The sequence below is a fragment of the Bacillus sp. S3 genome (assembly GCF_005154805.1).
Lineage (GTDB): Bacteria > Bacillota > Bacilli > Bacillales > Cytobacillaceae > Neobacillus.
The window spans coordinates 2253180-2273963 of sequence record NZ_CP039727.1 but is presented as its reverse complement, the minus strand read 5'-3'; the positions used below and the strand labels follow the sequence as shown (position 1 = coordinate 2273963).

Genomic DNA, 20784 nt, shown 5'->3' with positions numbered 1-20784 from the left:
CAAAAATGCAAAGTTAAAATCTTTTAGCTTAGTTTTTCCACCTCTTCTTTAACGTTGGAAATTGCAGTTTCCACTTCTTTTACTTCTTTTGTTTGTGTTTCAATACCAGTGAATAACTCTGCTTCCTGCTTTAACACATTTTCAACCTCTGAAGCGATTTCCTTGCCATATTTAGCTTGGTCGGCGGTTGCGACTGTAATTTGGTCCACCATTTCTTTTACACTATTAATATTTCGAACAATTTCTTCAGAGGTAAGAGCTTGTTCTTTCGTTGCATTTGTGACGGAATTCGATTGGTTCGTTACATTTTCAACTGCTGACATAATGGCACGGGCACCATCTGCTTCTTCACCAGTAGCAACAATAATTTGTTGCACTTGTTCTTGGATTTCAAGAATGCCTTTAACAATTTCTTCAGCCGTGATGGATTGTTCTCTAGTAGAATAAGCCATTTCCGTTGTACTTTTCACTGTAAGCTCAACAGCTTTCTCAAAGTATTCGCTACTCTTTGTTTGTTCATCTGTTTCCAAAGCAATTTGGTTCATCTCGTCCGTTACCTGAATAATGCCCTGGTAGATCTTTTGAATAGCCTGATTTGTTTTTTCTGCTAATTCATTTCCTACCCTTACCTTGTCAGATCCTTCTTTAATAGATGTAACGGCAGCTGCCGTTTCCTGTTGAATCCCTTTAATACGGACGGCAATTTCCTTTGTTGCTTTGGCTGAACGTTCAGCTAGCTTTCGAACTTCATCCGCAACAACAGCAAACCCTTTTCCATGCTCTCCTGCTCTGGCAGCCTCGATTGCTGCATTTAGGGCTAAAAGATTTGTTTGGTCAGCGATCTCATCTATCACTTTAATAATGCTGCCGATTTCTTCGGAACTCTTTCCAAGCCTTTCGATGACATCACTAGCATTATGTATAACATGAGATATTTCCTTCATACCATTTAAGGTTTCATTTAAAGAAGTTCTTCCTTCTACAGCATCATTCTTTACAGAATAGCTTAACTCGTTAACCGTTTGCACGCTACCTGCCACTTTTCTTATGGATGTAACCATATCTGTTACCGCTTTTGACGTCTGGTCTGTCTTACTGTTAATATTTTCGGCACTTTCATTTACACCTTTAATCGATTTACTCATTTCCTCAATGGCAGCTGAAATTTGTTCGACACTTGCCCCTACATTGCCGGCATTACCGGCCACTTGCTCAATGGATACCATCATTTCTTGGATTGCGGAGGACGTTTCTTCAGCAGAAACCGCTAATTGATTGGCATTTCCTGCAACTAAATTAATTGAAACACTCATTTCTTCAATGGCGGCTGAAATTTCATCGACACTTGAAGATGTCATATTTGTGTTCCCTGCAACTTGCTGAATGGAAGTTACCAGTTCACTAACCGAATCATTGGCTTTTTTCATCGAAGTATCCAGTTCATGTGCACTTGCAGCCGTCTGTTCGATCGATTTTTTAATTTCGGTAACCGATGTCATGGTAAGATCCACATTGTTATCTACACCTTTTACAGTACTGGCAATCAGTTTAGTGATAAGCAGGGAAACGATGACGCTGAAAATCGCAGCGATTATCGAAACAATGATAATTTCACGGATAAAATTCACCGCATTTTCTTCTGCATCTGTGACTGCCATATCGGTGTATTTACTGGAATTTTTTGCAAAAGCATTAAGCGCTGCGTTTGCACTATCTCCCCGAACCTTTAACTCTTCCAACTTTCCATGGAGCGAATCATATTCATTATTTTTTGATTCTTCTATTAAGGAAGGGATAATCGCTGCGTATAGCTCAAAGCTTTTACTAAACTCATCTAAAAATTTTTGATTATCCTTCGGTAGCGACATTTTATTCATTTCTTTAATGTCACTTCTTAAATTTGTGATTTCCTGTCGAATATAATTTTCCGTTCCCGATTTCTCAGTATTATCACGGAGAAAAGAATGCTGATTTACATATTGATGAATAGCTGTTATCTCTTCCCGCATATTTCCAATTAGCTCGGTTTTAGGAATTTGGGTTTTACCGATATAATTAATATCCTTTTTTAAATGATTAATGCTCGTATAAGACACTATTGTCAGTGATACAAAAAATATAATGACAACAATATGACTACCCCATTGTTTAACATTCATGGAAACATTATTAAATTTTTTGATAGACATCTGTTTACCCTCTCCATTTACTAGACTATAACGAATGAATAATTTCTTTGAGTTCGTCTAAATTTGTGGTATTTTCGAGCAATTTTTCAATATCCAAAAGGATAATCAGTCGGTCACCTATTTTTGATACACCAGTTAAATAAGAAATATCCTGTTCTGCTAAAAGGCTTGGCTGTTGAATCGTTTCCCTTGGGAGGTCAGTAACATCCGTAGCTGCATCAACAACGATTCCAATTTCTTGGCCATTGGAAACCTTTACAATGATCATTCGCCCTGAATCCGATGGAATAAGTGATTCCGCTGACAAAGCAGAGCGCATATCAACAACTGGAATAACGACATCTCTAACGGTTGTAACGCCTAACACGTGGGCTTGTCGATTGGGATAGGAATTAATTTCCTGCAGCTGTTCGATGGACACCACTTGACTAATCTGTACTCCATATTCTTCCTGACCTACTCTAAAAATCAGTACTTTTACATTTTGATCTATAAATTGCTTCATCAATCGAATCTCACATCCTAGGTAAATATTCATCATTTATCACTAATTGGATTAGCTGACATGGGTTCTCAATAACTCTTCTATTTTTAGTAAGATTAGTAATCTTCCTTCGGTTTTCGCAATCCCTTCAAAAAATTCTGATTGAAGATCCCCAACAGAACAAGGCTCAAATGACTCTTCTAGAACGTCCACAACGTCGCTAATTTGATCTACAATCAAACCCACTTCTAATTCTTCATTTTTTGTAATGATTACACGTGTAGCTTCCGTAAATGCCTCTGAGCTGAGATTTAATTTACTTCTCAGATCGATTATGGGTATAACATTTCCCCGAAGATTAATCACACCCCTCACATACATGGGGGAATTGGGAACCCTTGTGATAGTTAGAAGCTTTTCTATAGACTGTACATATTGAATGTCCACCCCATACTCTTCATCACCGAGTTTAAATGCGACAATCTTACAATTCATTGTAAAGTTTCACCCTTTCTAATGAAATAATTGATTCGTGTCCATTATTAATGCAACATCCCCAGTACCAAGAATGGTTGCACCTGAAATAGCATATAAGTCTGTCAAATATGTCCCTAAAGACTTCAACACTACTTCTTGCTGACCTATAACCGAATCAACCACCAACCCTTTTAATAGATCTCCCTTGCGGACAATGACAATAACCAGCTGTTGTGGAACCGCATTTGTTTCATCAGCTCGTGGCACGTTGAACATTTCATTTAAATACACTAAAGACACTACCTGGTCCCTTAATTGAAATACCTTTTGTCCATATAGGGTTGTCACTTGCTCTTGGGAGACTTTGGCTATTTCTAAAATCGAACTAAATGGAATAGCGTAGGTTTCTTCAACTGCCCTAATTAACATGGCATTAATTATAGATAAGGTTAACGGCAGTTGAATTCGAAAAACGGAACCCTTCCCGGGGGTAGATTCAATCGAAATCTCTCCTCCCAATGATTCAATTTTTGTTTTTACGACGTCAAGTCCTACACCTCGGCCAGAAATATCGGAAATTTTATCTGCTGTGCTAAATCCTGAAGAGAAAAGCAGTGCATAAACCTGCTCATCTGTTAGTAAATCCGCATCCTTTTTTGTTACTACTCCCCGTTCAAGGGCTTTGTTAAGGACTTTATCACGATTAATTCCCTTACCATCATCAGACACTTCGATAAAAACACTATTTCCGCTGTGGTATGCTTTTAATAAGATTTTTCCTTCCTCGGGTTTACCAGAAAGAAGTCTTTCCTCCGTTGATTCAAGTCCATGGTCTAATGCATTCCTTAGCAAATGGACTAATGGGTCTCCAATTTCATCTATGACGGTTCGATCTAATTCTGTTTCTTCCCCTTCAACCACTAGAAGGATTTTCTTATTCAGTTCTTTTGCCAGATCGCGTACCATCCGAGGGAATCGATTGAATACTTGTTCTATTTGTACCATCCGCAAGTTCAAAATAAGGCCCTGCAAGTCCGTAGAGATCCGAGTCATATGTTCTACTGTTTCCGACAATTCCAGAAGATGGGAGTTATTTGAGATTTGCTCCAATCGTCCTCTGTCAATAATCAATTCACTAAAAAGGTTCATCAAGTGATCTAGTTTTTCAATGTCCACACGAATTGATTTTGAACGGTGCTTCTTTTTTACTTGATTCGTTTCCGAATTATCTGGAGGTTGGCTTGTCTGATCATTTTGATTCACAGCAGGGAGAATCGAATTATCCGACACAAGCGGTTGCGACTCGGCCTTTCCTATCAAACTTTCAGTAACGATGACCTCTGTTAATTCAGAAATTTGATTAAATTTTGATTGGATTTCAGCAATGTCGTGTACAGTAAGCAGTAAAATGGAAAAAGAGTCATCAAACTTTTCAGCTTCTATTTCTTCAACAGAAGGGTCGCTTAATATGATCTCGCCGAGTTCTTCTGCAGATTGAAATACCATATACGCCCTTACCGATTTCATCACACATTTTTTATCAATTGAAATAGTAATTTGGTAAACATGGTTTCCATACTTTTTTGCTTCATAAATCATTGATAATTGAAATTCATCCAGTGAAAGGTCATCTGCAACAGCGACGGCTACTTCCTGTAAAGCTTCGTTTGATACCTCATCAGAAGTACTTAAAGGATTATGCATCTTCTTTAACTGGCTGACAACTTCGGTTACATCCGCTTTTCCTTCCCCGCCTTGTTCCACGCTATCAACCATTTTTTCAATAAGATCAACACATGTAAAAATGACATCCATTATCTCATTTGTGATATGTAATTTAGAATTACGGACGAGATCGAGGACATTTTCCATTTCATGTGTTAACGAAGCCAAGTCTTCAAAGCCCATTGATGCGGACATACCTTTAAGTGTGTGAGCTGACCTAAAGATTTCACTTACAATAGCAGGGTTATCCGGATCCGACTCGAGTTTTAATAATTCATCGTTTATAGACTGTACATGTTCTTTTGATTCTTCGATAAATAGTTCTAAAAAATCATTTAATTCCATTACAAACTCCCCTCATGATCGGAATAGTAGGATTAATATAATTGGTCAAATGTTTAACGCTTGGGTTTAAATTATATATTTTTATCTTAGCATAATTCACAAAGGTGATATCAAACTTTTTTAGTACTTTTCGACTATTTCTTGTTTTTCTTTGACATTTTGATGTTAAAACGCCTTCGCAACTGTCAGCGAAAGCGTTTCACTACCAAAAACTATTTTAATTTTTTGATTTGCATATTTACATCAGTGATGGAGGATACCACTTCTTCTACTTCTTTCGTTTGAATTTCTATGCCGTTATATAATTCTTCTGTTTGTTTGCGGACATTTTCAACCTCTAAAGAGATGTCACGGCCATAACTTGCCTGCTTATTTGCAGCTTCACTTATTTGAAGGACCATTTCTTTCATATTATTTATATTTCGTACAATTTCTTCAGCTGTAAGTGCCTGTTCTCTCGTAGCATTAGTAACAGAACTTGATTGGTTTGTCACATTTTGCACGGCCTCCACAATGGCAAAACTGCCTTGTGCTTGTTCGGCAGCAGCAATCGAAATTTGTTCAACCTGATTTTTTATTTTCATTATCCCTTTTACAATTTCTTCTGCGCTTAGTGTTTGTTCTTTTGTAGAATTAGCCATAATCGTTGTTTGCTTCATAGCTAATTCTACCGACTCAGCAAAAACTTCACTATTCTTTGATTGTTTTTCGGTTGCAATAGCAATTTGATTCATTTCCTCGGTTACATGTGCAATGCCTTCCGTGATTTTCTTTATAGCTGTATAGGTTTTATTGGCCAATTCATTACCTGTTTTAACTTTTTCTGCACCTTCATTGATTGATGTCATTGCTGCTTCAGATTCAACTTGAATTCCTTTTATGAGTGCTGCTATTTCATTTGTTGCTTTTGCCGAGCGTTCTGCTAATTTTTTGACTTCATCTGCCACAACGGCAAATCCTTTTCCATGTTCACCAGCACGTGCTGCTTCAATAGCGGCATTTAGCGCTAATAAATTGGTTTGATCGGCGATTTTATCAATAACTTCGATAATACTGCCAATTTCCATCGAACTTTGCCCTAGTTTTCCCATCACATGGCTAGCTTGGTTAATAACTTGTGAAATTTCTTTCATTCCTGCTAATGTTTCATTCAAAGAAACCGTTCCCTCAATGGCATCATTTTTAACAGAATTACTTAATTCGTCCACTTTATGTATACTATCTGCTATTTGTTTGGTTGAAATGACCATTTCCTCAACAGATGCATTAGTTTGTTCCGTGCTTTCGGCCATCGAATATGCATTCATACTTACACTTTTTATCGACTTATTCATTTCTTCAATCGCAGCAGAAATTTCATCGACACTTATATCTACATTTACAACGTTTCCAGCTACCTGTTCAATGGAAGCCATCATTTCCTGAATGGCTGCGGATGTTTCTTCTGCTGACGATGTAAGAATACTAGTGCTTTCTGAAACGATATTAATAGATGCACTCATTTCTTCAATCGCTGCAGAGATTTCTTCCACTCCAGAGGCGGTCATATTCGTACTATCCGCTGTTTGTTGAATAGTAGTAACAAGTTCACTTACTGAGTCGTTTGCTTTCGTCATTGATGTATCTAATTCCTGTGCGCTTGCTGCTGTTTGATCAATCGATTTTCTTATTTCTGTAACAGAATGTGTGGTGGTATCAACATTTTTTACAACTCTGTTAACAGATCTGCGAATAAGCGAAGTAATTAGAAAGGCGACTAGTAATCCCCAAAATATTGTCCAGATGGAGGCAAACGTAATTTGAGTTTTCGAACTTGATGCATCTTGTTGCGCACTTTTAATGATTTCATTGTTGCTTTTTTGTAAGCTCTCCCCAAATTTTTTAAGTGAGACAATGCTTTTGCCGCCAAGGGCCGTTAACACTCCCATTTTCCCGTGTATTTCCTCATAATTATTTGTTCTGGATGTTTCATAAAATGAGGGAAGGAGGTCAATATATTTTTCAAAATTAGCAGTAAACTCCTGTAACGCTTTTTTATTATCTTCGTCCAAGTTTAATTTTTGTAATTCCTTAATATTTTTATTGACCTTTTCTACGTCCACTTTAATGTAACTTTCAATATTTGATTTAGTTGCGGGGTCCTGCTCATATGAATGCATTGCCGCATACATCCGTACGCTAGTGACTTCTTCTTTTAACTCTCCAATTAATTCAATTTTAGGCGTTTGCTTTATTCCAAGTATATGTACATTGTCACTCAATACATTAATATTCTTGTAGGACACTAGAGTGATGGTCCCTAAAAATAATAATACGAGAATATAACTGCCGAGCAGCTTAATGTTCATTGGGATTTTCTCTACCATGTATTTAATCTGTTTAATTGTTTTGTTATCCATTAATTTCATCATCTTAGGTATTTGGTCGGATGTCATATTACCTTTCTTCGATAACTTACTAGACATTCATATCTCTCCTCTTGAACTATTTAACTACTTTAATAATTATCATTATATATTTGATAGTAGCATAATTTTTGACTTTTCAGTAAACCTTTTTGATAGATTTTGATAATTTTGTATATCGAAAAAGTTTTTATCTCAATTTTTTATAAAAACTCATAAAAAAAAGCGAGATGACCGAAACATTTGATTATCGGTTTGCGTCTCGCTTTCCTTTTTATAAAATTCCCTTAAATTTATTATTAACTTCCTAATACTTTTGTAATGGATTCAATAACCCGGTCAGCTTGGAATGGCTTTACGATGAAATCTTTTGCCCCTGCTTGGATGGCTTCTAATACCATCGGCTGCTGTCCCATTGCTGAACACATAATAACCTTCGCCTGCGGATTAATGGCTCTAATTTTTTTCACTGCCGTAATCCCGTCCATTTCAGGCATGGTAATGTCCATGGTAACAATGTCGGGCTGAAGTTCCTGAAATTTTTCGATAGCATCTTCTCCGTTTACGCCTTCTCCAACAACCTCAAGTCCATTTTTAGTTAATATATCTTTTAACATCATACGCATAAATGCTGCATCATCAACGATTAATACTCTTGCCAAAGTATTCCCCTCCCAAGTGAAATGTACTTAATTTGTCATTTTTGTAAGTCGATCCATTGTGCTGATAATATCTGTGATCCGAACACCAAAGTTTTCTTCAATGACGACGACTTCCCCTTTTGCAATCAACTTATTATTCGCTAATATATCTACTGGCTCTCCGGCCAATTTATCTAATTCGATTACAGCACCTGGACCAAGGTCAAGAATCTTCCGTATTGGCATTTCCGTTCTTCCGAGCTCTACTGTAATTGTGAGTGGTATATCATAGATTAAATCAATATTACTAACTCCTGCAGTGCCTTGTGAGTTTTTAGAAAATGTTGCATATTCAACCTTTTGAACATTGGCATTTTCCCGTAATGGTACAGATATTTTTTGAGTCGGTTTTTGTCCAGGCTGTGAATTTGCTGCTGTTTGATGGACAGCTGTACTAGATGTCTCAACAATTGGAACTAACTTTGGTTTAACAGGCACCGATTCCACTGGTTCTGCAGGACTTAGGATTTTATGGATCATTTCCTTTCCAAACGACAGAGGTATAAACTGTACCATATTGGAATCAATCAAACTTCCTACTTTCAAACGAAATGACACTTGAATAATAATTTTATCTTCTAGGTCTTCTAATTTTTTTGGTGGAAATCCAAGTACGTCTACTGTTGGTGGAGAAATATCCACTTTTTGATTAAAGATTTGAGACATCGACGTCGCAGCGGATCCCATCATCTGGTTCATTGCCTCTTGAACCGCACTTAGGTGCATTTCCGAGAGCTCAGGTTCTAAGGTAATGCCATCACCGCCCATCATTAAATTGGCAATAATTCTTGCGTCTTTTTCTTTAATCATTAATAAATTTTTCCCACGAAAACCAGCCGTATAATCAACATGAATAGCCACATGCTTTTCCTGGATTAACTCTTCCATCCGCTCTTGTTCAATAATGGATAATGTCGGTGTAGTAATTTCCACCCGTTGATTCAATAGCGCGGATAACGCGGTGGTGGAACTCCCTAATGAAATATTTCCAATTTCCCCGAGTGCATCCTTCTCCATGGAGTTTAAAAAATCATCTATAGATAAACCCTGGTTTGATTCCATTTGACTGAATAATGCATTGATTTCTTCTTGTGTAAGTGTGCCCTCGTTCATCTTATACATCATCTCCTTCAGAATCGATTACTTGGTCAATCTGAACAGCATAATGACCGTTAAGGAGACCTGGATTTCCTATGAACCTTGTCAATTGATCTATTTTAACTTGCAATTTCCCAACGTCAATTCCGATAACATCGCCAATTTGCAGGTTTAGTAAATCAGAAACAGGAAGCTTTGCTCTCCCAAGTTCGGCAATAATGGATATTGGTACGATGTCCAAGTTTTGTTTGATTTTATCCTGCTGTGGAACATTCGATTTTGACATTGTAGATAACCATTGGTGCGTAGTTAAATTAGGCAGCATTGGCTCAACAATTAAGTGTGGAAGACATAAAGTCATCCGACCTGTCGTTTCCCCGATAATAGTACGAAAAGCAATGACAATCACGGTTTCATTGGGTGAAGCAATTTGTAAAAATTGCGGGTTTGATTCGATTCCTTCCCATTTCACCTGGATGGTTTCGACACCTTTCCATACTTCATGATACATATCAAATGATTTGGCAAAAACCTTTTGAATAAGCACTGATTCGATTTCAGTCAATGCTCCCTCTCGTTCAGCTGGGTCCCCTTGTCCACCCAACATTCTTTCAAGCACAGCATAGGCTACTTGAGGGTTGATTTCCATCACCATTTTTCCATCCATTGGTTTTACTTCAAAAACATTCAAAATCGTTCTTGACGGGATTGAGGCAATAAATTCATGGTAATTCACCTGTTCCACCAAATCAATTTCAATTTGAACAAAAGTTCTGAGCTGCGTTGAAAGATCAGACGCCAAAAGTCTAGTAAAGTTCTCATGAATTCGTGTAATGCTGCGCAATTGCTCCTTGGAGTAGCGCATCGCATGTTTGAAATCGTAAACTTTTACTTTGCGCTTTTCTTCTTTAACATCTGATGCTTGTATTTCCCCACTATTTAGTGCGGATAAAAGGGCATCGATTTCTTGCTGCGATAATACATCTGCCAAAAGGCCTTCCCCCTAACTCTTCCCTGAGCTATAGAATCAAGTATTGAAACTACGTAAGAGTTCCACTTCTCAATGAAAAAGAAAAGAGGGTCATTCGAGATAGATCCCGTTTGCCTCCTCCTGACTTTTAATGAAGGGAAATAATTGAATTTATCTATTATTTACTTACCGTTTTAAGTTTACAATTTCCTCTAAAATAGAATCTGAAGTTGTAATGGTTCTAGAGTTAGCTTGGAATCCACGCTGAGCAATGATCATTTCAGTAAATTCTTCAGTTAAATCAACGTTTGACATTTCAAGCATACCGGAGTTCATTTGACCGCCTCTAATATCAGCGATACGGCCTATTACAGGCTCGTTTCCTGTGGTATTAGGATCATCTGTAATGGCGTTGGCGGTAACCTCGAACAGCGTATTACCGATTTTTTTCAATCCAGCCGGATTCGGAACCACAGCCGTACCTAGTGAGATAACCTGTTTTTGGTCACTGGCCGGAGTAGCTAGGTAATATTTGGTCCCATCAAATGCTAACTTCCCGCTAGCACCATCCTCACGTACAACGTTAATATTTCCATTTGAATCTACTGAATAAGAAACAAATTTAAGTGACTCGGGAGTTACTAGTTCATCTTCATTAATTTTAATTTTTACTTTTGCATAATCTTCAGGTTTTACTGGTGTATCAATATTACTTGTTACCCCTGTAACAAAAAAACCATTAGAATTAACTAAGTAACCATCTGCATCCAATGAAAAGTTGCCTGCCTTTGTCAAATATGTTGGCATATTATCAAGGGATGCACCTGAAGATGCAGAATCCGGTGATACTACAAAAAAAGCATCTCCATCAATCGCTAAATCTGATCCAATATTGGTTGACATTGGACTACCTGGTGTATGGACATTATCAATAGCCCCTATCTTTGATCCAAGACCAATTTGCATTGGATTGACCCCGCCGCGCGTGTCGGAAGGTGGAGTGGCTCCCTTAATATTTTGGCTGATAATATCTTGAAATACAACCCGGCTCTTTTTGAATCCAACTGTATTGACATTGGCAATATTATTTCCGATGACATCCATCTTTGTTTGAAAACCTTTCATTCCAGAAACCCCGGAGTATAATGATTTTAACATTATTTATTCCTCTTCTCATCGATTATTTAGATTCGGTTGTTGTTTGCTTCATTTCAATCACATTTTCCATCGGGATTTTTTTATCCCCTACCATATAAAAATAGTTGCCGTTTTCCATTGATATCCCATTAACCATGCCATTTTTAGTCGAAATGAACCCTTGGTCACTCTCTAACCAACTGATTTCTTTGCCAATTACAGCAGCATGCTGGCTTATTTGTTGGCTGGAGAATTTTTCAAATGACCTATTTAAATTCGTCATTTGCTCAAGTGAACTAAAGGTTGCCATCTGAGCGATAAAATCCTTATCTTGAACGGGATTAGTCGGATCCTGATTTGATAACTGAGTTACAAGAATTTTAAGAAAGTCATCCTTTCCCAATGAACTTTTTTGTTCGAAGGGCTTAACATTATTGAAAATCGAATTACTTTTTGCAGCATGATCAATATTTACCCAACTCAAGACTCTAAGCTCCTTTCTAGGCTGTAAAATCAATATTTGAAGAAGACTTTGAAGCAGAACCCCTGTATGGAATAGCTGGGGTTTCCCTTTCAATTTCCATTTGCTCATCATCTTTTTGCTTTTTTATTCCATTCCGTGTTAAGGATTGGGAGCGTTGTTCCTGAGATGAATGAAATCCCCCTTGAGAGAATGTCGGATTTGTTTGAGTTATATCTGTCGATGTAAAAGGCTGTTGAATAACCTCTAATTTTTGTATATTTAACCCCAGTTGCTGCAATGCCTGCTTTAATTGGTGCAACTGACCCTCTAGTGATTCCATAGCCAGTGATGTTTCAGTAAAAATTTGTGCGGTTATTTGACCTTGATGAGAAGAAATTTTAATCTCGATATGCCCCAGATGTTCCGGGGTTAATGAAAATTTTGCCTCCGTTGTACCTTCCTGAACAGATGTTAATCTAATATGTTGGCCGATCCAGCTACTAACTTCTCGTATTGAAGCCATTGGAAGCCTTTGAATTGTCTCTGTTTCATGTTGGCTTACAGCAGCTTGCGATATAGGGATGCCCAAATGTACCAAATCATTTTTGACACTTCCATTTTCGGTTTTTGTAGGAATATCAGTATTTCCGGAACTGATGCCTTTAGAACTTGCCCGATCTGTAACAAGGACAGGTGAGTCTAATTTATTCACATCTTGATTAAGGGACTGTCCAGATAGATTAATAGATTGATTAACTTGATTCGAACCCATTAATTGAGCAGACTGCCCATTTTCCATTAGAATTGACGAGAAATCCCCTCTGCTTATCTGCTGCTTTTGAATAGGTTCACTTTGGTGGATTCTCTCCCAATTTCGTCCATTAATATGATGAATATCGTCCTGCTTATGTAAGGATCCGTTCGGATTTATTTCCTTTGGACTCATCATTCTAACATCTTGCTGCACATCATTTGCAAGTTTGTTTGCACCATTTTGTTGTAAAGTTTCTGGATTCCAATCGTTAACTTCTGGGTCTACCTTCTCTGTATTTTGTATTGGCAAATCAGTATACACGATATCAAGTTTTTCAAGGGTTAACCCGTGTTGCTGCAATCCATGTTTCAGTTGCGGTAACTGAGAATCAAGGGTATCTTTTATTAACGGTGTGTCAATAATCATTTGCGCTGCAACTTGGCCATACTCAGTAGTAACGTTGATTTCAACATTGCCAAAGTCGCTGGGAATTAATGAGAATGTCCCCCTGAACACACTCTTTTGTTCAGGTATTAGCGTTACATTTCGATTAATCCAATTTGCTATTTCCGGAACAAATTCAGATACGCTTACTTGATTAATAATCGACGTGTTTCCAGCCATCACTTCCTGAAAATTTTGGTTGCCACTTTTACTGGCTTCCAAATTTACTTGGTTACCCACTTGTTGGTTACTAACAGTTAGAAGCGTCTTTTCTATAGTAGGAATTGTACCTAAGAAAGGTATCGATGAAAATTCTTTACCTATATTTCCAATCCAAAGATTTGGTGATGGGACGGTCTTAGTAAGATCCATAATATTAAGAGTAGGTTTTATTGCCATCGTCTTTGAATTCCATTGATTAATTTCGGATTCTATAGTCTTTCCATTCAATTGTAAGATTTCCGGTTTTAGCAAATTGAAATCTAGTTGATTCATCTGGGTTGTCCTTATATTTCCATTCAACTGGCTGGTTTCTGCAGCGAAATTGTTGAGGTTGTTTTGGCTCTGTGTTTGTAAATTTAAATCCTGTTGCCAACCAGATGGATTTTGGATAGGTACATTCCGTTGAACAATATTTATCGTTTCAACATTTACTCCACTTTGTTGTAATCCCCCTTGCAATCTATACAATTGACGATTCAACACATCTGTTGCCTGTGGTGTGAAAGTTATTATTTCCGCTGATAATCGATCATCCTGTAAAACAATGTTGATGTCAATGTTCCCAAGTGACTCTGGTGTTAAAGTGTATTTAGCATTCGCTTCTACATCCTGGAAAGGAGTAGCACTTATTTTCCGTTCAATCCAAGCACTTACTTCTGGAACAAATTCAGAAACTGCTAGTAAAGGCTGTTGTGGACCTGTAGCTGCGTTTATTCGGCTTAAGCTTAATTCATCAACAAAAAGTTGGTTCACCCTTATTAATGATTTGTTTATTAATCCTTCTCCCACTTGGGCAGGAGGATCCAGTATTGGCGAAATATTTCCAATACTATTGCTTTTTCCAAGAATATCGATTGTTGAATAATCCATCAAAGAATTATGAATATCTTGTTGATAGGACCTTGAGTTTTGGTCAGTACTCATTACTTCTTTAGGCTGTTGATTTATCAATCCTTGATTAGGGATATTTATACCTTGTTGATGATCGGCCACAAGATTACTAACCATTCCATTATGTTGGCTATTCACAGGCTGTTCTAAAATAATTTCTCGTTGCACAATATCTAGAACCAGCTTTTCTATGTTTATCCCCTTCTGCTGTAACTCCCGTTTAATTGGCTCAAGCTGGCCTTCAAGTATTTCTTTCCCCAGAGGTGTATCAGCAATAATCTGCCCCGAAATTTCATCTTGCTTTGAAACAAAATCTATTTTGATTAACCCCGCAGATTCAACATGCAGTAGAAAATCCGCTTTCGTTTCTTGGGTCAAACCATTTTCTCCTCTAACAAAACTAGTAAGCATCTTACTAACAACGGCTGCAATTTTCGGAACGGGAAGAGTTGTAATCTGCTCTTGATCTCCAGACCCTATCCCCAATGCAGGAACTTCCTTTGGTTTATCCTCTATTATTAAGGTTTTATCAATTGTTTTTACATTATTTTCGGTACTCATTTGAGCGGAAGGTAAAAACTGATTTGAATTTTGCCACGAATTAAGGTTGCCTTTGTTCGTTTCCAATGGTGGATTTGGATTCAATACGTTATGTTCTTTAGTGATTAAACTAGATGTCGATGCAGAACTGTTACTATATTTATCGAATATTCCACTTGTTAAAGACTGTTTTAAAATCTCCTGAAGCCCTTCTACATTAACAACAGAATTATCAATTTGATTTCCTGAAGAATCTGCCTTATTAACCATTTGTATAATAGGAAGCATCCATTGTACTACATTTAGTTTTGGTGTTTGATTACCACTGTCAATAGTACTTAACCATTCAAACAGCGTTTCTTTCAAATTATCTAGGTCTAAAGGAATAGATTCAATGTCATTATTTAAATTATTGACCAAAGACCCATCTGGTTGGGTATTTTTAGTGCTTATTTCTGATGACAAGTGTTCTTGCTGGATTTCAGCAGCCCATGATATTAAAATGTTTTCTAAATGCTTCAGATCAACGTTTTCCTGTATCATTCCGCTCTGTTGATTACCATTTAATCGATTTACTGGCAAATTTCCAGAAATGATTCCCGGGTTCAACTCCGTTTCAATAGATTTATCCAAAGTAGTAAATAGGGAAAATATCTGATTAAAGGGTATTGTTGGTGTCTCAGGCTGTAATCCTAATTTTGGCTTTCTACCATCAACTTGAAATGTTTGATTTATTTTGATTGAATTTTGACTGACATCCAAACACTTACCCCCTCTTAAAGAAAACAAACTCAATTAATCTAAATTATAACCTATAGTTTTTTTTTCGTCATGACATTTTTCATATAAAAAATAAAATTATATCCCTCTCTTTTTTATCAAAATGTTTCCTAATTATGTATATTGATTGTTTTTTGATCAAAATAAAAGAGGCAGTGTACCTATAACACTACCTTTTTCACCAGTATTATTAATGTATATTCTTCATTAAATCAATGCAATAATTTCTTGATACATTTGCGTTAATTTGTATTGCCCGTCCGCATAACCAGCTTCATAAACCGATTTGGGCATTCCATAAACAATACAAGATTCCTCAGCTTCGACTAAAACGGTACCATCATATTTTTTTACTAAACCACACCCTTGCATTCCATCAGCTCCCATCCCAGTTAAGATTACGGCTAATAATCGGTTAGTAAAAATCGGTGCAACCGAGGATAGCGTAATATCTATGCAAGGCTTATATAAAACTTGATCATCTGTTTGATGGTCAATATTAAAAACAATAGATTCATCATCCCGTTTTTCTAACCGTGTTTGATAACCAGATGGTGCAATATAAACAGAGCCCGCTGATAATTCTTGTCCATGTTGTGCTTCACTTACCTTTAAATTGCACAGTGTATTCATTCTATCGGCCAATGGTTTTGTAAACTTTGGTGGCATGTGCTGTGCAACAACAATAGGAATTGGAAAATCCTTCTGAAAACAGGGAAGAATTTTTTGTAATGCGGAAGGTCCCCCGGTAGAACATCCGATAAATAAAAGTTCAAACTTTCCTTGAGTTCTCTTTGTTACTTTTTTAGTTTGTGATTGTTTATAAGGTGCAATAGATGGAAGTTTTCCGTTTACAATCGCACTTAAACGCTGTAAAAACTCAGTTGTCTGATGTTTATCTAAAGGATTCTTCAATAAATTTTCCTTTAAAAAGAAATCCACAGCCCCAAACTCAAGAGATTGTAATGTTTCCTTGGCCCCCTCACCTGTATGTGAACTCAACATTACTATAGGAACTGGAGAAACCTTCATAATTTGCTCTAATGCCTTTATACCATTCATCTCTGGCATTTCAACGTCCATAGTAACAATGTCAGGCTTCAACCTTTGAACCTTTTCAACCGCTTCTTTCCCATTCCTCGCGATTCCTACCACTATGAATTTAGGATCTTCCTCTAGTATTTGACTAACTGCCCTTCTCATAAAAGCAGAGTCATCGACCACTAATACTCCGAAGCGTTTCATCTTGATCAGGTTCCTTTCGATAATAAAAAGTCTTAGTTGAGTCTACTTTTTGAAAGCCTAATGCCAAATCGGTAATTGATTCAGCATGTCCAAGAAACAAGTACCCATTAGGCTTTAAATTCTTATGTAAAATACGAATTACGCTTTTAATTGTTTCATGATCAAAATAGATCAGAACATTTCTGCAGAAGATAATATCCACTTCTCCTAATGCAGAAATTGCATTATTGTTAAGTAGATTTACTTCTTGAAATCGAACCATTCTTTTTATAGTTGCATTAATTTGATAACCTCCATCTTCAACATTGAAATATTTTTTCAGAAGATGTTCTGGAATTCTTCGAAAAGCAAATGAGTTTTTATGATACCAACCCTTTTCGGCTTTATTAATTACCTTTTTGTTAATATCAGTTCCAATTATCTCAACTGTTCCGATTGGAAAATTACCTGTCTCTTGAATCAGCATGGCAAGTGTGTATGGCTCTTCGCCAGTGGAACAAGCTGCACTCCATATCCTAATTGGACGGTGTCTTATTTCCTTTTTTAACATCGGCAATATTATTGAACAACACTCATTTAATTGACCTTCTTCTCGATAGAAGTAAGTCTCATTAATCGTTAAAAGTTCCACCAGAACTTCCCATTCCGATGGAGTTCGGTGCAGGTAGCAGCAATATTCACCGCATGATACTCCGAGCTCCAAAACCCTCTTCGAAATTTTTTCTCTAAGTGAAGAAAGACGATCTTTATAATGCAATCCACAGTAGTCGTAAATCATTTGACTTAATCTCACTAGTTCATTTTCTTGCATGTTATCACCCTATGCTGCCTTTTTGTATTGAATGCAAAAAAGCCTTTAGTATATAGCAAAGATTACAATTAATAGTTATTTACACAATAAATTCCAATAGAATAAAATTATAGAATTTTTTGTTTAGAGTCAATTAAAATAGTACTAGCAAGTACTGGATTGAGTTTTTATTTAATCTATCTACTTCTAAAGCGGTATAACTTTATTATTTTTATTATACTTGATTCATTCCTTCATTTCATCGAAATTTGGATTTTTTTATTTTGATAAGCAGTTCAAAATATCCAGTTATCAAAAAAGTTTATTGTCGAATGGTATTGTTTGACGTAAAATGACAATATACAATTTAAGATTTGAAGGAGAAAAAAATGTCCAGTATTTTTGGGATTTTGTTAGCTTTACTAGCGATAGGTTTTGGAATGATTTTAAAAGGTGCCTCCCTAACTGCATTAAACAATCCTGCTGCATTATTAATTATTTTCGGTGGAACAATCGCTGCAGTCATGATCGCCTTTCCATTTAGTGAATTGAAGAGAGTCCCTAGCCTTTTTAGGATTGCTTTTTTTGAACCAAAAATTCCATCAAAGGCTGATCAAATTACTGCTTTCGTGGAATGTGCAGGGATTGCGAAAAGAGAAGGGATCCTTGCACTTGAAGAAACGGCCGCCAATTCCAAAGATCCTTTTTTCCAAAAAGGACTTGAATTGATCATTGATGGGTATGATTACGAATTCATTGAGGAAGTGTTAATGGATGAAGTAGCCGCCGTTGATAAGCGACACAAAACGGGTGCGTTAATTTTTACTCAGGCAGGTACTTATGCTCCTACTCTTGGAGTTCTTGGGGCTGTAGTTGGACTTGTTGCATCATTAGGAAATTTGAATGATGTTGAAAAACTGGGCCATTCTATTTCAGCAGCATTTATTGCAACCCTTCTCGGTATCTTTTCTGGTTATGTATTATGGCATCCACTATCCAATAAATTAAAACGAATTTCTAAGCAAGAACAAGATATTAAACTTCTAATTATTGAAGGCTTACTTGCTATTTCTCAAGGACTTTCACCTAGTGCAATCGAAAAGAAATTATCTGCGCACCTTTCTCCAAAGGAAAGGAGAAAGTTTGATAAATCGTTAGAGGATAAATCTTATGAAAAATCGGCGTAAACATTTTGATGATGAACATGAAGAACATATTGATGAATCATGGCTGATTCCCTATGCGGATATCATGACATTATTACTAGCATTATTTATTGTTTTATTTGCATCGAGTGTTGTGGATAAACAAAAATTCATGTCGATTATGGAATCCTTCAAGTCTGAATTAACGGGGACCAAAATTGAAAGCAATACCACAGGATTATCTGTAAAACCATCTGATTTGGAACATTCTGATCAAGCACCTAATGAACCACAGCAGCAGGCACAAGCTGCTGAGGAAAATATAGAGGATCAAGAGCTATTGGATTTGAAAGGTCGAATAGAAAAATACATTGCGGATAATCAACTTCAAGCTGATGTTTCCCTGCAGGACACAAAACGTGGGGTTGAAATTACCTTTAAAGAAGTCATTCTTTTTGATCCTGGAAGAGCAAATCTTAAAGAAAGTTCCTATCACACCTTAGATGCTATCATAGGATTAATCAATACGGTTCCAAATCCAATCAGTATTGAAGGACATACTGATAATGTTCCAATAAGAAATTCAACATTTCCATCCAACTGGGAACTCTCCTCTGCAAGAGCGGTAAGTGTCCTTCATTATTTTGAAGAAAAAAATGTTACCAAAGAACGACTGCAATTTGTGGGATTTGGAGAGTACAAACCTATCTTTCCGAATGATTCGGCAGAGCATAAACAAGCCAATCGCCGGGTGAATATTGTTATTTTAAGAAATAGCTAGATATGATTTAGGCCAGGTTCTCCATAATGGAGCACTTGGCCTTTTTTTTGTATAGGATGGCGGGGCTGATTGGCGGATAACTATACTCTATTAGCGGATAACTTCATTCAATTAGCGGCTTTCCCTTTTTCATTGAGGGTATTATATTTTTACCTTTCCTATGTTAATATAACACCATTTCATTTACTACTTGAGCTCTTTTTTCCTCTCTTCGGTCCATGTAACCTCTTTTCATTTACGGCTTGAGCTCCTTTTTCCTCACTTCGGTCCATGTAACCTCTTTTCATTTACCACTTGAACTCCTTTTTCCTCTCTTCGGTTCATGTAACCTCTTTTCATTTACCACTTATGCTTCTTTTTTCTCCTCGCGGTGAATGCAACCCGCTTTCCTTTACATCGCATGCGCCCCGCCATCAACAACCACGACCTCTCCGGTCACAAAATCTGATGCCGGTGCTGCTAAAAATAATGCAACCCCCTTAAGGTCGGTATCCGAGCCAAATTTCCGCAGTGGGGTTCCTTCAAGTATTGCCTCACCGCCATGCTCAAGAATGCCTTTAGACATTTTCGTTGGAAAAAAGCCCGGGGCAATCGCATTCACATAAATTCCTTTCGGCCCCCATTTTACTGCTAAATCCTTTGTAAATGTGATCATTGCACCTTTACTGGCGTTATATCCGATGGCATTCATATATTTCGGGTTGATGCCTTTTAAGCCGGCCACAGAGGCAATATTGATTATTTTTCCGGATTTCTGCTCAAGCATTACTTTTCCGACTGCCTGTGACATGAGGAAAGTGCCCGTGACATTCACATTCATCACCTTTTGCCAGGCCTCTAACGGCATCTCCTCCACCGGGGCTCCCCATGATGCACCGCTGTTGTTCACAAGAATATCGATCCGGCCAAACTTCTCCCTTGTTTGCTCAACCACATTTCTAACGTCCTCCGGGTTGGTGACATCACATTTTAACGCCATGCTCTCAACTCCGAGCTTCTTCAATCCTGCGCATACTTCCTCACAGGCTTCCACTCTCCTTGAACACACGACCACGTTTGCCCCTGCTTCCGCAAAACCCTCGGCAATTTGCAGTCCAAGCCCTCTGCCGCCGCCTGTGACAATCGCAACTTTACCGGTTAAATCAAACAGCTGTTTCACATGCATCAACGTTCCCCCTAAATAAAATGTTTAATGATA

Annotated in this window: 15 protein-coding genes and 3 pseudogenes; 2 read left to right on the top strand and 16 right to left on the bottom strand. The window is 37.3% G+C overall.

The features are described from left to right. Nucleotides 1-23 precede the first annotated feature (23 nt). The 15 genes and pseudogenes from FAY30_RS28055 to FAY30_RS10815 all read right to left on the bottom strand — a co-directional run bounded on the left by FAY30_RS28055 (nt 24) and on the right by FAY30_RS10815 (nt 17681). Nucleotides 24-944 carry a methyl-accepting chemotaxis protein gene (locus FAY30_RS28055; protein WP_411675491.1) on the bottom strand — a complete coding sequence of 307 codons (921 nt, stop codon included), beginning with the start codon at nt 942-944 and terminating at the stop codon, nt 24-26. 804 nt (nt 945-1748) lie between these two features. Further along, nucleotides 1749-2159: pseudogene (locus FAY30_RS28050) on the bottom strand (MCP four helix bundle domain-containing protein); the annotation flags it as partial. A gap of 55 nt (nt 2160-2214) precedes the next feature. After that, complete coding sequence (locus tag FAY30_RS10870; protein WP_223820993.1) at nt 2215-2694, bottom strand: chemotaxis protein CheW; 480 nt, start codon at nt 2692-2694, stop codon at nt 2215-2217. A 51-nt stretch (nt 2695-2745) separates the two neighbouring features. Next, nucleotides 2746-3168 carry a chemotaxis protein CheW gene (locus FAY30_RS10865; protein ID WP_149869899.1) on the bottom strand — a complete coding sequence of 141 codons (423 nt, stop codon included), beginning with the start codon at nt 3166-3168 and terminating at the stop codon, nt 2746-2748. 18 nt (nt 3169-3186) lie between these two features. Next, entirely contained in the window at nt 3187-5220 is a 2034-nt protein-coding gene (locus tag FAY30_RS10860; protein WP_149869898.1) for a chemotaxis protein CheA, read from the bottom strand. 212 nt (nt 5221-5432) lie between these two features. After that, nucleotides 5433-6353 carry a methyl-accepting chemotaxis protein gene (locus FAY30_RS28045; RefSeq protein ID WP_411675490.1) on the bottom strand — a complete coding sequence of 307 codons (921 nt, stop codon included), beginning with the start codon at nt 6351-6353 and terminating at the stop codon, nt 5433-5435. Between the two features lie 810 nt (nt 6354-7163). Beyond that, nucleotides 7164-7568 (bottom strand): annotated as a pseudogene (locus FAY30_RS28040) (MCP four helix bundle domain-containing protein); the annotation flags it as partial. A gap of 356 nt (nt 7569-7924) precedes the next feature. Then, nucleotides 7925-8287, bottom strand: a complete 363-nt coding sequence (locus FAY30_RS10850) for a response regulator (RefSeq protein ID WP_149869897.1) — start codon at nt 8285-8287, stop codon at nt 7925-7927. Nucleotides 8288-8314: 27 nt separating this feature from the next. After that, nucleotides 8315-9439 (bottom strand): flagellar motor switch phosphatase FliY, encoded by a 1125-nt coding sequence (gene fliY, locus FAY30_RS10845; protein ID WP_149872664.1) that lies wholly within the window; start codon nt 9437-9439, stop codon nt 8315-8317. Between the two features lies 1 nt (nt 9440). Next, a complete protein-coding gene (gene fliM, locus FAY30_RS10840; protein ID WP_149869896.1) occupies nt 9441-10415 on the bottom strand; it encodes a flagellar motor switch protein FliM in 975 nt (324 codons plus the stop codon). A 165-nt stretch (nt 10416-10580) separates the two neighbouring features. Continuing rightward, nucleotides 10581-11552 carry a flagellar hook-basal body complex protein gene (locus tag FAY30_RS10835; protein WP_149869895.1) on the bottom strand — a complete coding sequence of 324 codons (972 nt, stop codon included), beginning with the start codon at nt 11550-11552 and terminating at the stop codon, nt 10581-10583. 22 nt (nt 11553-11574) lie between these two features. Beyond that, on the bottom strand, nt 11575-12015 hold the full coding sequence (gene flgD, locus FAY30_RS10830; RefSeq protein WP_223820937.1) for a flagellar hook assembly protein FlgD: 441 nt from the start codon (nt 12013-12015) through the stop codon (nt 11575-11577). 16 nt (nt 12016-12031) lie between these two features. Then, the gene (locus FAY30_RS10825) at nt 12032-15607 is read right to left on the bottom strand and encodes a flagellar hook-length control protein FliK (protein WP_149869893.1); all 3576 of its coding nucleotides are present in this window, start codon (nt 15605-15607) and stop codon (nt 12032-12034) included. Nucleotides 15608-15901: 294 nt separating this feature from the next. Continuing rightward, nucleotides 15902-16828: pseudogene (gene cheB / locus FAY30_RS10820) on the bottom strand (chemotaxis-specific protein-glutamate methyltransferase CheB); the annotation flags it as partial. A 10-nt stretch (nt 16829-16838) separates the two neighbouring features. Next, nucleotides 16839-17681, bottom strand: a complete 843-nt coding sequence (locus tag FAY30_RS10815) for a CheR family methyltransferase (protein WP_149869891.1) — start codon at nt 17679-17681, stop codon at nt 16839-16841. Between the two features lie 368 nt (nt 17682-18049). On the opposite strand from FAY30_RS10815, the gene motA reads away from it, so the two are divergent. Then, nucleotides 18050-18847, top strand: a complete 798-nt coding sequence (motA, locus tag FAY30_RS10810; RefSeq protein ID WP_149869890.1) for a flagellar motor stator protein MotA — start codon at nt 18050-18052, stop codon at nt 18845-18847. Continuing rightward, the gene (locus FAY30_RS10805; RefSeq protein WP_149869889.1) at nt 18831-19586 is read left to right on the top strand and encodes a flagellar motor protein MotB; all 756 of its coding nucleotides are present in this window, start codon (nt 18831-18833) and stop codon (nt 19584-19586) included. Before motA ends, FAY30_RS10805 begins: the two co-directional genes overlap by 17 nt. 391 nt (nt 19587-19977) lie before the next feature. Here FAY30_RS10805 and FAY30_RS10800 read toward each other — a convergent pair whose 3' ends face one another. Continuing rightward, complete coding sequence (locus FAY30_RS10800; RefSeq protein WP_149869888.1) at nt 19978-20751, bottom strand: SDR family oxidoreductase; 774 nt, start codon at nt 20749-20751, stop codon at nt 19978-19980. Between the last annotated feature and the right edge of the window lie 33 nt (nt 20752-20784).

Bases quoted from the DNA above. Each gene is read 5' to 3' on its own strand.
- FAY30_RS28055 (WP_411675491.1), bottom strand. From the start codon at position 944: ATGAAGGAAATATCTCATGTTATACATAATGCTAGTGATGTCATCGAA.
- FAY30_RS10870 (WP_223820993.1), bottom strand. From the start codon at position 2,694: ATGAAGCAATTTATAGATCAAAATGTAAAAGTACTGATTTTTAGAGTA.
- FAY30_RS10865 (WP_149869899.1), bottom strand. From the start codon at position 3,168: ATGAATTGTAAGATTGTCGCATTTAAACTCGGTGATGAAGAGTATGGG.
- FAY30_RS10860 (WP_149869898.1), bottom strand. From the start codon at position 5,220: ATGGAATTAAATGATTTTTTAGAACTATTTATCGAAGAATCAAAAGAA.
- FAY30_RS28045 (WP_411675490.1), bottom strand. From the start codon at position 6,353: ATGAAAGAAATTTCACAAGTTATTAACCAAGCTAGCCATGTGATGGGA.
- fliY (WP_149872664.1), bottom strand. From the start codon at position 9,439: ATGAACGAGGGCACACTTACACAAGAAGAAATCAATGCATTATTCAGT.
- FAY30_RS10835 (WP_149869895.1), bottom strand. From the start codon at position 11,552: ATGTTAAAATCATTATACTCCGGGGTTTCTGGAATGAAAGGTTTTCAA.
- FAY30_RS10815 (WP_149869891.1), bottom strand. From the start codon at position 17,681: ATGCAAGAAAATGAACTAGTGAGATTAAGTCAAATGATTTACGACTAC.
- motA (WP_149869890.1), top strand. From the start codon at position 18,050: ATGTCCAGTATTTTTGGGATTTTGTTAGCTTTACTAGCGATAGGTTTT.
- FAY30_RS10805 (WP_149869889.1), top strand. From the start codon at position 18,831: ATGAAAAATCGGCGTAAACATTTTGATGATGAACATGAAGAACATATT.
- FAY30_RS10800 (WP_149869888.1), bottom strand. From the start codon at position 20,751: ATGCATGTGAAACAGCTGTTTGATTTAACCGGTAAAGTTGCGATTGTC.